Here is an 8,598-nt window from a genome sequence, read left to right as displayed (position 1 = left end):
GCGCCGTGCCGATCCGCGGCGTCCGCGGCGACCTGCCGGTGCGCTTCGCGCCGGAAGGTGCTGTGCCCGGCGACCGCATCGTCGGCATCGTGCAGCCGGGAACCGGCATCACTATCTATCCGATCCAATCGCCGGCGCTGCAGGCCTTCGACGACCAGCCCGAACGCTGGATCGACGTGCGCTGGGACATAGACGAGCGCACCAAGGAGCGGTTTCCGGCGCGCGTCTCGGTCACCGCAATCAACGCGCCGGGCTCGCTGGCCGACATCGCGCAGGTCGTTGCATCCAACGACGCCAACATCCATACATTGTCGATGGTGCGCACCGCGCCTGATTTCACCGAAATGCTGATCGATCTTGAAGTCTGGGATCTGAAGCACCTGAACCGGCTGCTGTCGCAGCTCAAGGACAATTCGAGCGTCAGCGATGCGCGGCGCGTGAACGGCTAAGAATCACTAGCGTGCTGTTGCAGAAAGGGCAGAGATGAACACCGACGAAGTGCTGGGCATTTTCCGCGAAGCCGGTGCCGTTCTCGAAGGGCATTTCATCCTGACGTCGGGCTTGCGAAGCCCGGTCTTCCTGCAGAAGGCGCGGGTCTTCATGCATGCCGACAAGACCGAGCGCCTGTGCAAGGCGCTGGCCGAAAGGATCCGCGCCGCTGTGTCCGGCAAGATCGACTATGTCGTCGGCCCGGCGATCGGCGGGCTGATCCCGGCCTACGAGACCTCGCGCCATCTTGGCGCACCGGCGATCTGGGTCGAGCGGGAAGGGGGCGAGTTCAGGCTCCGCCGCTTCGAGATCGCCAAGGGTTCGCGCGTCGTCATCGTTGAGGACATCGTCACCACTGGCCTTTCGATCCGCGAGACCGTCGACTGCCTGCGCGTGCTTGGCGCCGATGTCGTGGCCGCTGCCTGCATCATCGACCGCTCGGCCGGCAAGACCGATGTCGGCGTGCCGCTGATCGCGCTCGCCGAATATGAGGTTCCGGCATACCCGGCCGACAGGCTGCCGCCCGAGCTCGCTGCCATACCGGCTATCAAGCCGGGCAGCCGCAACATATAACGGAGGCGCTGCCGTGATCGCTGGCATCGATCATTTCGTGCTGACGGTTCGCTCCGTCGATGACACCTGCGCCTTTTATCAGCGCGTGCTCGGCTTCAAGCGCGTGGACACACCGAACCTGCCGACGGCGCTGCTTTTCGGAACGCAGAAGATCAATGTGCATGAGGCAGGCCACACTTTCGAGCCGAAGGCCAAGGCGCCGACTCCGGGCTCGGCGGATTTCTGCCTGGTCGCCGCCCGTCCGCTCTCGGAGATCTGCGCCAGTCTGGAAGCCAATGGCGTTGCCGTCGAAGCCGGGCCGGTAGAGCGGATCGGCGCCCGTGGCCCGATGATGTCGGTCTATTTCCGCGACCCGGACGACAACCTCGTCGAGGTCGGCGATTACAGCAGGTAAGCGAGAACGAAATGCATCGGCAAAGCGCGGCCAACCGTGTTCACGCCTGCCGCAGCGGTTAGGCCATCGTCCGGATGCGGCGAAGCTTAGTTTTGCCAAAGCCACAGCTCAGGCCAGTTCCGCTTCCACAGGGCAGTCGAGGCAAGCGGAATAGTTGCAGAGCCGGCAAATACGGTATGCATGGTCCTCGGTGCTGACGAGCCCACGCAACAGCTTGGCGGCAAGTTTGCCGAATTCCTGCAACTCCTCCGAACTTAGAACGGCGAGCGCTGACGCGAGCCCCGTCTGACGAGCAGAGAGAATAGCGCTGCAGGTTGTCTCGCCCAAAGGAGTGAGCCTTAGCGCTACCGCACGATGGTCGTCAGGCGCCGAGAACCGTGCCGCCAATCCATCCGCGACCAGTCGATCGACTAGTCTAACTGTGCCCGAATGAGACAGTGACAATGCGCGGCGCAGCCTCTCGATCGACAGGCCCGGTACGTGGCCAATGAGGGTGATCGCGGAAGCCGCAGGGCCGGGTTCCGGTGCTTTGGCCTGAGCGTCCCGCTGCAACGTGTCCGCAAAGGCCAGCGCTAGGGCGCCAATCACATTTTCAATCTTGGAATCAGCCATCTATAAAAAATATATGCTTGGAGCATATACATCAAGGTCGAATTATTATATGCTTGGAGCATACAAATCGAAGGAGGAAGGCCATGTTTACCTCTGCAACCGCCAACGCTCCGTTCGCGGCGCGCATCAATCAAGCTGGCTACCACCTTACCGCCGTCGGTCGCGCGGTAACCCTTTTGGGGGTGGTGCTCCCTCTGCTTTTGATCGGCATTTTGAAATTCACCGCAATCGAGATCGAGGCGCTTAGGCCATTCATAGAGAATACGCCTTGGCTGGCGTGGCTCTATCCCGCATTCGGATTTGCGGGCGCCTCCTACTTCTTGGGCGTGGTGGAACTGGCCACAGCGCTTCTGCTGATAGCATCTGTCCGCAGCGTTTGGGCTGGCCTCGTGGGGGGCGCCATCGGTTCAGTCATTTTTGCGCTGACATCCTCGACAATGCTCACCCTGCCGATCTGGGAAACGGGATCTGGAGGTTTTCCCTTCCTCAACGGGTTAGGTGCCTTTCTGATCAAGGATGTCGCCTTGCTCGGAGTGAGCTTGGTCATATTGGGGAGCAGCCTTCAGCAACTCGTATCCGGCCTCGACCGGGAAGTTGATCGTAGTGATGAACAACGAATCGAGAGGTGAGAGCATGACTTTACTCGCTATCTGGCGCAGGACGGACGAACCAGGGCACGATGTCGCGCAGCTAAAGCAGACAGACCTCGGCTGGCTCTTGAATGGAGCCGCTGTATACCTCTCAGAGGCGGGCCCGGCACGTTTGGACTACACTGTGCAACTGGCCGAAGATTGGATGACCAAATCCGGCAGCGTTCGTGGGTTCATCGGTCCCCAGTCAATTGATCTCACAATCATCCGCAACGAGATCGGCTGGACTGTTAATGGGCAGCGGCAGCCAGCGGTTCAGTCGATGGTGGACCTGGACTACGGCTTTACGCCGGCGACGAACCTGCAACAAATTCGCAGAATGAACCTGAAGGTCGGTGACAAGGCGGATTTTCCGGTTGCTTGGCTGGTTGCCGGCGCCTCGAGTTTGGTTGTTCTGCCGCAAACCTACCATCGTGTCAGTGAGACCGAGTACATCTACGAGGCTCCCACAGTGTCCTACCGTGCCACGCTGCTCATTCCCGACGCTGGCTTTGCTCAAGATTACCCCGACGGCTGGATTCTCGAGACCGGCAACGCCGGCCGTGCGCTATAGGATTGCGGCTGAAGCTTGGCTGCTTGCAAGCTGACCTCCAAAGGCAAGTAGCTACTTCGGGGCAAGGCGAACCGGTCGCATCCCGGCGACTCGGGCGGCGCCTTCCATACAGGCGGGCCGGCGCGCCCCGGCTGTCGATTTCGCCTCTATAGCGACTTTGTTATCTCCTGTGGCAGACCATCGCGGCAGCGTTTCGTTGTCTTGGGGCTTGGGTATCGCTATATCAACGTCGTTATTGCCTTTCGACGGCCGCAAAGCGCAAGATGTGGCTGTCACGCCCGGCCGGGATGGTCGAAGCGGCAGCTTTGGATATCAGGACAGGAACAGAGTGCTTTTTCGACGCCGCAAGCCTGATGGTTTTCTTGAGCGGGTGCGTACCTATCTGTGGCCGCGCCGCTCTTTCTCGCGTTCGCTGCGATATTTTTCGAAGCGCATCCTGCGGCTGAAGGCCACCCCGCACGCCGTGGCCGCCGGTGTCGCGGCGGGCGTGTTCGCATCATTCTTTCCGCTCGGCTTTCACTTCATCATCGCCTTCGCTGTCTCTTGGCTAATCGCTGGGAATCTGGTCGCGGCAGCGCTCGGCACGGCTGTCGGCAATCCGCTGACCTTCCCGCTGCTGTGGGGCGCGTCCTGGGAAACCGGAAAGCTGATCCTGCACGAGCACCTACCGGAGCATGGGCCGCCAGCGCATCTCGGCGAGATGCTGCACGATCTTTCCTTTTCGCAATTGTGGGAACCGGTGCTGAAACCGATGGCTGTCGGCGCCGTGCCGCTTGGCCTGATCTTCGGCCTCTTGTTCTACGGCATCACGCGCTGGGGCATGGCCACCTTCCGCGAACAGCGGCGCATGCGCCTGGCGGGCAGAGCCGGAACGGCCGGACGGGAAGTTCCCGCCGAATGATCATTGGCATCGGCAGCGACCTGATCGATATCAGACGCATCGAAAAATCGCTGGAGCGCCATGGCCAGCGCTTCATTCAGCGCATCTACACCGAGGTCGAACAGGCCCGCTCCGAAAATCGCGGCGCCCGCACCGCCTCCTACGCCAAGCGCTTCGCCGCCAAGGAAGCCTGCGCCAAGGCGCTGGGCACCGGTATGGCGCAAGGTGTTTTCTGGCGCGATATGGGCGTCGTCAACCTGGCCAGCGGCAAGCCGACCATGGCACTGACCGGCGGGGCGGCGGCGCAGCTAGACAAAATCCTGCCGGAAGGGCACAGGGCGGCAATCCACCTCACCATCACCGACGAATTTCCGCTGGCTCAAGCCTTTGTGATCATCGAGGCGTTGCCCGTCGAAGAAGCGCCATATTGATTGCATCTGACCACCGGCATGACGTTGCCCAGCGCGCGCCGAGCCCCTATACCAACCAACGCATAATCGAGGACGACATGAGCGTGGCTGAAAAATCTCAGAAGAAATCCGGCGGGCTTGGCGAAACCGTCAGCGTCATCGTCCAGGCGCTTTTGCTCGCTCTGGTCATCCGCACGCTCCTTTTTCAGCCGTTCTCTATCCCGTCCGGGTCGATGCGGCCGACCTTGCTCGAAGGCGACTATCTCTTCGTCACCAAATGGTCCTATGGCTTCTCCCGCTATTCGCTGCCGTTCGGGCCGGATCTCTTTTCCGGCCGCATCTGGGGCGCCGAACCGAAGCGCGGCGACGTGGCGGTGTTCAAGTTCCCGCCGGACCCCTCCGTCGACTATATCAAGCGCGTCATCGGCCTGCCGGGCGATAAAATCCAGGTCAGGGACGGCCAACTCTTTATCAACGGCGTCGGCGTGCCGCGCCAGAAGGTCGGGCAGATCGACAATCGCGACATCACCGAGGAGAGCGGGCCGGTCGACGTCTATCGCGAGACTTTGCCGAACGGCGTCAGCTATGACACGCTCGACCTGACGCCGAACTCGATCGGCGACAACACCCGTGAATTCGATGTGCCGCCCGGCCACTATTTCATGATGGGCGATAACAGAGACAATTCCTCGGACAGCCGCTTCACCGTCGGTTTCGTGCCCGACGAAAACCTGGTCGGCCGCGCCAACCTCATCTTCTTCTCGATCGGTGGCAGCGCCAGCCCACTCGAAATCTGGAAATGGCCGTCGCAGATGCGCGCGTCGCGCCTGCTCCATTTCGTCAATTAGGATCATGGCGGCGACAAAACGGTTGACCGCGGACGCGCTCGCCAAAGCGCTCATGGAGCGCACAGGCCACGCCTTTGCCGACCGCCAGCGCTTGCAGCGTGCGCTGACCCATGCCAGCGCCCGCAGCAGCCATGCCGGCGTCGACTATGAGCGTTTCGAATTCCTGGGTGACCGCGTCCTCGGCCTGGTCGTCGCCGATATGCTGCTGGCGGCGTATCCGGACGCTGCCGAGGGTGAGCTTTCGCTCAGGCTCAATGCCCTGGTCAATGCCGAGGCACTGGCGGAGATCGCCGAGGAGATCGGCCTGCCGGAGCTGATCCGTGCCGGCTCGGACGTGCGCGGCCTCGACGGGCGCAAGCGCGTCAATCTGCGCGCCGATGCGCTGGAATCGCTGATCGCGGTGCTCTATCTCGACGGCGGGCTGGAGGCGGCCAGCGCCTTCATCCACAAATACTGGCGGCCGCGCTCGCAGGCCGTCGGTGCCGCCCGCCGCGATGCCAAGACCGAACTGCAGGAATGGGCGCATCAGGCGGCAGGCGCCGTGCCGGTCTATATAATCGACAGCCGCGAGGGACCGGACCACGATCCGCTGTTCACCGTCAGCGTCAAGGTCGGCGCCTATCCGCCGGCGGCCGGCAGCGGGCGCTCCAAGCGCGAGGCCGAGCAGGCCGCCGCCACCGCACTGCTGTTGCGTGAAGGCATCTGGCTAAATAAGGGGAGCGCGGCATGACCGCCACCGAAGACGTCCCGCCGGCAACAGAAGCTGCCGTCACACACTCCGGCTTCGTCGCGCTGATCGGCGCGCCCAATGCGGGAAAATCGACGCTGGTCAACCAGCTGGTCGGCGCCAAAGTGTCGATCGTCACCCACAAGGTGCAGACGACGCGCGCCATCGTGCGCGGCATCGCCATCCACAACAACGCACAGATCGTCTTCGTCGACACGCCGGGCATCTTCAAGCCGAAGCGGCGATTGGACACGGCGATGGTGACGACCGCCTGGGGCGGCGCCAAGGACGCCGATATCGTGCTGTTGCTGATCGATGCCGAGCGCGGCATCAGGGGCGACGCCGACGCCATCCTGGAACGGCTGAAGGATGTGCGGCAGCCGATGGTGCTGATCCTCAACAAGGTCGACCGGGTCAAGCCCGAGGCGCTGCTGGCCCTGTCCGCGGCAGCCAACGAAAAGGTGCCCTTCAAGCGCACCTTCATGGTCTCGGCGCTGACCGGGTCGGGCTGCAAGGACCTGCTGGATTATCTGGCCGAAACCCTGCCTGCCGGCCCCTGGTATTACCCGGAAGACCAGATCTCCGATCTGCCGATGCGTCAGCTCGCGGCCGAGATAACCCGCGAGAAGCTCTATCTCAGGCTGCATCAGGAACTGCCCTATTCTTCCCACATCGAGACCGAGAAATGGGAAGAGAAGAAGGACGGCTCGGTACGCATCGACCAGACCATCTATGTCGAGCGTGACAGCCAGAAGAAGATCGTCCTCGGCCACAAGGGCGAGACGATCCGTGCCATCGGCCAGGCGGCGCGCATGGAGATATCAGGTATCCTCGAACAAAAGGTGCACCTGTTCCTGTTCGTCAAGGTGCGCGAGAACTGGGGCGACGACCCCGAGCGCTACCGCGAGATGGGGCTGGAGTTTCCGCATTAGAGCATGTTCCCGAAAAGTGGGAACCGGTTTTCGGAAAAGATCATGCTCGAGCAAGAAGTCACTATCGACACACCTCTCGTGAGCCGGCTGGTCGCCACGCAATTTCCCCGATGGAAGGATCTTGCCGTCAGGCCGGTTGCGCCTGGCGGATGGGACAACAGGACCTTTCATCTCGGAGACCACATGCTCGTGAGGCTGCCGAGCGCGGCGGCCTATTCCTTGCAAGTGGAAAAGGAACATCGCTGGTTGCCAAGGCTTGCACCTCTTCTGCCGCTGCCTGTTCCGGTTCCGCTGGCGATGGGAGCCCCGGCCGACAACTATCCCTGGCATTGGTCCGTCTACCGCTGGATCGAAGGCGAGACGGCGACGCTGGAGCGTATTGCCAGCCTGCCGCAATTCGCGGCCAGCCTGGCCCAGTTCCTGGTCGCCCTGCAACGCATCGATCCCGTCGGGGGACCGGCGCCAGGGCAGCACAACTTTTTTCGCGGCGGATCACTGAGCGTTTATGACGGTGAAACCCGGCAAGCCATTGCAGCCCTCGACGGCAAGATCGACACACGCGCCGCGAGCGCGGTATGGGAAGCAGCGCTTGCCGCGACATGGCATGGAGCGCCCGTCTGGTTCCATGGTGACGTCAGTTGGGGAAACCTGTTGGTCAGGCAAGGCAGCTTGAGCGCGGTGATCGACTTCGGGACTTCCGGCGTGGGCGATCCGTCGTGCGATCTGGCGATTGCATGGACGCTCTTCGAAGGAGAAAGCCGAGAGGTGTTTCGCGCGGGTCTTCGGGCCGATGAGGCAACCTGGGCACGGGGCCGTGGCTGGACGTTATGGAAAGCGCTGATCACGGTCGCCGGACATATAGGCATCAATCCAGTCGAAGTTGAAAAGTCGCGACATGTGATCGATGAAGTGCTTGCCGACCATCAGCGCGCGGACCGCTGCGAAGGGGGCCTACATAGGGCCTGAAAAAACCCAATCTTGATTTCGCCACCGAACCGGTGACAAGCTCCGTTCATGGAATGGCGCGACGAGGGAATCATTCTCGGCACCCGCAAGCATGGCGAAACCAGTGCCATTCTTGAGGTCATGACGCGTGCGCATGGCCGTCACCTCGGCCTCGTGCGCGGCGGCCGCTCGCGCAAGCAACAGCCCGTTCTGCAGCCCGGCAACCGCGTCGACCTCTTGTGGCGGGCGCGGCTTGACGAGCATCTTGGCACCTTCCAGGCCGAGGCGATCGAGATGAACGCCGCCCGGCTGATGGACAGCGCCGTCGCCATCTATGGGCTGCAGACTATGGCCGCGCATCTGCGCCTGCTGCCCGAGCGCGACGCCCATGGCGGTCTCTACGAGACGTTGGCCGTGATGATCGCCCATCTCGACGATGCGGACGCCGCCGGCGAGCTGGTGGCGCGCTTCGAGCTGCTGATTCTCGACGAACTCGGCTTCGGCCTCGATCTCAGCCAGTGTGCTGCGACCGGCGCCAGGCAGGACCTTGCCTATGTCTCGCCGAAATCCGGGCGTGCCGTGTCG

The 8,598-nt window shown here is 62.4% G+C and carries 13 protein-coding genes; 12 read left to right on the top strand and 1 reads right to left on the bottom strand.

The annotated features are described in order from the left end of the window. The 3 genes from E5W87_RS15260 to E5W87_RS15250 form a co-directional block, all read left to right on the top strand. Window positions 1-449: RelA/SpoT AH/RIS domain-containing protein (locus E5W87_RS15260; RefSeq protein WP_292398705.1), on the top strand; the 449-nt coding region annotated here is incomplete at its 5' end. A gap of 34 nt (window positions 450-483) precedes the next feature. Next, window positions 484-1,062 (top strand): orotate phosphoribosyltransferase, encoded by a 579-nt coding sequence (gene pyrE / locus E5W87_RS15255; RefSeq protein WP_292398702.1) that lies wholly within the window; start codon window positions 484-486, stop codon window positions 1,060-1,062. 13 nt (window positions 1,063-1,075) lie between these two features. Beyond that, the gene (locus E5W87_RS15250; RefSeq protein ID WP_292398699.1) at window positions 1,076-1,456 is read left to right on the top strand and encodes a VOC family protein; all 381 of its coding nucleotides are present in this window, start codon (window positions 1,076-1,078) and stop codon (window positions 1,454-1,456) included. A 108-nt stretch (window positions 1,457-1,564) separates the two neighbouring features. Here E5W87_RS15250 and E5W87_RS15245 read toward each other — a convergent pair whose 3' ends face one another. After that, window positions 1,565-2,068 carry a MarR family transcriptional regulator gene (locus E5W87_RS15245; RefSeq protein ID WP_292398696.1) on the bottom strand — a complete coding sequence of 168 codons (504 nt, stop codon included), beginning with the start codon at window positions 2,066-2,068 and terminating at the stop codon, window positions 1,565-1,567. 83 nt (window positions 2,069-2,151) lie between these two features. On the opposite strand from E5W87_RS15245, the gene E5W87_RS15240 reads away from it, so the two are divergent. The 9 genes from E5W87_RS15240 to recO all read left to right on the top strand — a co-directional run. Next, the gene (locus E5W87_RS15240) at window positions 2,152-2,697 is read left to right on the top strand and encodes a DUF417 family protein (protein WP_292398693.1); all 546 of its coding nucleotides are present in this window, start codon (window positions 2,152-2,154) and stop codon (window positions 2,695-2,697) included. Next, entirely contained in the window at window positions 2,675-3,271 is a 597-nt protein-coding gene (locus E5W87_RS15235) for a putative glycolipid-binding domain-containing protein (RefSeq protein ID WP_292398690.1), read from the top strand. Before E5W87_RS15240 ends, E5W87_RS15235 begins: the two co-directional genes overlap by 23 nt. Window positions 3,272-3,599: 328 nt before the next feature. Further along, window positions 3,600-4,172 (top strand): DUF2062 domain-containing protein, encoded by a 573-nt coding sequence (locus E5W87_RS15230; protein WP_292398686.1) that lies wholly within the window; start codon window positions 3,600-3,602, stop codon window positions 4,170-4,172. After that, a complete protein-coding gene (gene acpS, locus E5W87_RS15225; RefSeq protein ID WP_292398683.1) occupies window positions 4,169-4,582 on the top strand; it encodes a holo-ACP synthase in 414 nt (137 codons plus the stop codon). The genes E5W87_RS15230 and acpS overlap by 4 nt, the downstream gene beginning before the upstream one ends. A 77-nt stretch (window positions 4,583-4,659) precedes the next feature. Continuing rightward, window positions 4,660-5,409 carry a signal peptidase I gene (gene lepB / locus E5W87_RS15220; RefSeq protein WP_292398744.1) on the top strand — a complete coding sequence of 250 codons (750 nt, stop codon included), beginning with the start codon at window positions 4,660-4,662 and terminating at the stop codon, window positions 5,407-5,409. 4 nt (window positions 5,410-5,413) lie between these two features. Next, window positions 5,414-6,139, top strand: a complete 726-nt coding sequence (rnc, locus tag E5W87_RS15215) for a ribonuclease III (protein WP_292398680.1) — start codon at window positions 5,414-5,416, stop codon at window positions 6,137-6,139. After that, window positions 6,136-7,068: a GTPase Era gene (gene era / locus E5W87_RS15210; protein ID WP_292398677.1), complete on the top strand. Its 933-nt coding sequence runs from the start codon at window positions 6,136-6,138 to the stop codon at window positions 7,066-7,068. The genes rnc and era overlap by 4 nt, the downstream gene beginning before the upstream one ends. Before the next feature lie 42 nt (window positions 7,069-7,110). Beyond that, a complete protein-coding gene (locus tag E5W87_RS15205; protein ID WP_292398674.1) occupies window positions 7,111-8,034 on the top strand; it encodes an aminoglycoside phosphotransferase family protein in 924 nt (307 codons plus the stop codon). A gap of 48 nt (window positions 8,035-8,082) precedes the next feature. Next, a partial coding sequence (gene recO, locus E5W87_RS15200; protein ID WP_292398671.1) for a DNA repair protein RecO occupies window positions 8,083-8,598 on the top strand: 516 nt, incomplete at its 3' end.

Origin of the sequence: Mesorhizobium sp. (assembly GCF_004962925.1) — a bacterium.
Lineage (GTDB): Bacteria > Pseudomonadota > Alphaproteobacteria > Rhizobiales > Rhizobiaceae > Mesorhizobium.
Note: the sequence above shows the minus strand (reverse complement) of the source record. Positions and strands in the feature narration are given on the sequence as shown.

What these genes read in the sequence shown, in the direction of transcription:
- pyrE (WP_292398702.1), top strand. Translation starts at nt 484, where the DNA reads ATGAACACCGACGAAGTGCTGGGCATTTTCCGCGAAGCCGGTGCCGTT.
- E5W87_RS15245 (WP_292398696.1), bottom strand. Translation starts at nt 2,068, where the DNA reads ATGGCTGATTCCAAGATTGAAAATGTGATTGGCGCCCTAGCGCTGGCC.
- E5W87_RS15240 (WP_292398693.1), top strand. Translation starts at nt 2,152, where the DNA reads ATGTTTACCTCTGCAACCGCCAACGCTCCGTTCGCGGCGCGCATCAAT.
- E5W87_RS15235 (WP_292398690.1), top strand. Translation starts at nt 2,675, where the DNA reads ATGAACAACGAATCGAGAGGTGAGAGCATGACTTTACTCGCTATCTGG.
- acpS (WP_292398683.1), top strand. Translation starts at nt 4,169, where the DNA reads ATGATCATTGGCATCGGCAGCGACCTGATCGATATCAGACGCATCGAA.
- lepB (WP_292398744.1), top strand. Translation starts at nt 4,660, where the DNA reads ATGAGCGTGGCTGAAAAATCTCAGAAGAAATCCGGCGGGCTTGGCGAA.
- rnc (WP_292398680.1), top strand. Translation starts at nt 5,414, where the DNA reads ATGGCGGCGACAAAACGGTTGACCGCGGACGCGCTCGCCAAAGCGCTC.
- era (WP_292398677.1), top strand. Translation starts at nt 6,136, where the DNA reads ATGACCGCCACCGAAGACGTCCCGCCGGCAACAGAAGCTGCCGTCACA.
- E5W87_RS15205 (WP_292398674.1), top strand. Translation starts at nt 7,111, where the DNA reads ATGCTCGAGCAAGAAGTCACTATCGACACACCTCTCGTGAGCCGGCTG.